General features: G+C 63.5%; 2 protein-coding genes. Both read left to right on the forward strand.

Annotated elements, in window-relative coordinates; all coding sequences use genetic code 11:
* The first annotated feature begins 175 nt into the window (after positions 1 to 175).
* Complete coding sequence (clsA, locus tag AOK03_RS37425) at positions 176 to 784, forward strand: cardiolipin synthase ClsA (RefSeq protein WP_055569834.1); 609 nt, start codon at positions 176 to 178, stop codon at positions 782 to 784.
* Between the two features lie 111 nt (positions 785 to 895).
* Positions 896 to 2,244: nucleotidyltransferase family protein (locus AOK03_RS37430; protein WP_244177904.1), on the forward strand; the 1,349-nt coding region annotated here is incomplete at its 3' end.

Below are 2,244 nucleotides of genomic sequence, written 5' to 3' on the forward strand. Positions count from 1 at the left end.
AGAGTAGGACGCCGCCGAACTTCTTTTATAGCCGTGGTCCCTGGATTCAATTCCAGGGACCACGGCTTTTTTGTTTTGGTGCCGAGGTGATCGGCCACCCCTCTGCACCCCAGGTCCACAACTGAGGGTAAGGTCAGGGGGCATCATTGGCTCTTTCCCCACAGGAGGCCCCCGGGTGGAGGTCCAGGAGACGCGTGTCCAGACGGACCGTGTCCTCACCATCCCGAACATCCTCAGCATGGCGCGCCTCGCCGGCGTGCCCCTCTTCCTGTGGTTGATCCTCAGGCCCGAGTTCGGAGGGCCCAACAGCGACGGATGGGCGCTGCTGGTCCTGGCGCTGAGCGGAGTCAGTGACTACCTCGACGGCAAGCTCGCCCGTCGCTGGAACCAGATCAGCAACCTGGGGCGGCTGCTCGACCCCGCGGCCGACCGGCTTTATATCCTTTCGACCCTGGTCGGTCTGACATGGCGGGAAATTCTCCCGCTCTGGCTGACCGCGACCCTGCTGCTGCGCGAACTGGTTCTGCTGGTGATGGTCGGGATCCTCAGACGGCACGGCTATCCGCCGCCGCAGGTGAACTTCCTGGGCAAGGCCGCCACCTTCAACCTGATGTACGCCTTTCCACTACTGCTCCTCAGTGACGGAAGTGGCTCGCTCGCCACACTCGCCGCGATTTTCGGATGGGCGTTCGCAGGATGGGGTACAAGTCTGTACTGGTGGGCAGGGATCCTCTACGTGGTTCAGGTCCGCCGACTTGTCAAGGTGGACAAGCCAGCCGATTGAGCTCGCCGACTTGGCAGCTGTAGAGGCTCGAAGGCTCGCATCTGACATAGGTGAGCCCATCACGGTGAGCTGTCGGCTGGATCGTCGTCTAATGAGGAGGACGTTTCCGACATGAAGGCCGTCGTGATGGCCGGCGGTGAGGGCACACGCCTTCGCCCCATGACCTCCAGCATGCCCAAGCCGCTCCTTCCTGTGGCCAATCGGCCGATCATGGAGCATGTGCTGCGCCTGCTGAAGAGGCATGGGCTCACCGAGACCGTAGTGACAGTGCAGTTCTTGGCCTCACTCGTCAAGAACTACTTCGGCGACGGCGAAGAGCTGGGAATGGAGCTCACCTATGCCAATGAGGAGAAACCGCTCGGGACCGCCGGCAGCGTGAAGAACGCCGAGGAGGCGCTGAAGGACGATGCCTTCCTCGTGATCTCCGGTGACGCTCTCACGGATTTCGACCTCAGCGAGCTGATTTCCTTCCACAAGGAAAAGGGCGCGCTCGTCACCGTGTGTCTGACGCGCGTACCCAATCCGCTGGAATTCGGCATCACCATCGTCGACGAAGAAGGCAAGGTCGAGCGTTTCCTCGAGAAGCCGACCTGGGGGCAGGTCTTCTCCGACACAGTGAACACGGGCATCTACGTGATGGAGCCCGAGGTGTTCGACTACGTCGAGGCCGATGTGCCCGTCGACTGGTCCGGCGATGTCTTCCCGCAGCTCATGAAGGAGGGCAAGCCGGTCTACGGCTACGTCGCCGAGGGCTACTGGGAGGATGTCGGCACGCACGAGAGCTACGTCAAGGCGCAGGCCGACGTGCTCGAGGGCAAGGTCGACGTCGAGCTCGACGGCTTCGAGATCTCTCCCGGGGTGTGGGTTGCCGAAGGGGCCGAGGTGCACCCCGACGCCGTTTTGCGTGGGCCGCTGTACGTCGGTGACTACGCCAAGATCGAGGCGGACGTCGAGATCCGCGAGCACACCGTCGTGGGATCGAACGTCGTGGTGAAGAGCGGCGCCTTCCTGCACAAGGCGGTCGTGCACGACAACGTCTACATCGGGCAGCACAGTAATCTCCGGGGCTGCGTCGTCGGCAAGAACACCGACATCATGCGCGCCGCCCGCATCGAGGACGGTGCGGTCATCGGTGACGAGTGCCTGGTCGGTGAGGAATCGATTGTCCAGGGCAACGTCAGGGTCTATCCCTTCAAGACGATCGAGGCCGGCGCGTTCGTCAACACCTCGGTCATCTGGGAGTCCCGGGGCCAGGCGCACCTGTTCGGGGCGCGTGGAGTGTCCGGAATCCTGAACGTGGAGATCACGCCCGAGCTCGCCGTGCGCCTTGCGGGGGCGTACGCGACGACCCTGAAGAAGGGGTCCACCGTCACCACCGCGCGTGACCACTCGCGTGGTGCGCGGGCACTGAAGCGTGCGGTGATCTCGGCGCTGCAGGCCAGCGCCATCGACGTACGGGA

Source organism: Streptomyces atriruber, from assembly GCF_001418325.1.
Lineage (GTDB): Bacteria > Actinomycetota > Actinomycetes > Streptomycetales > Streptomycetaceae > Streptomyces > Streptomyces atriruber.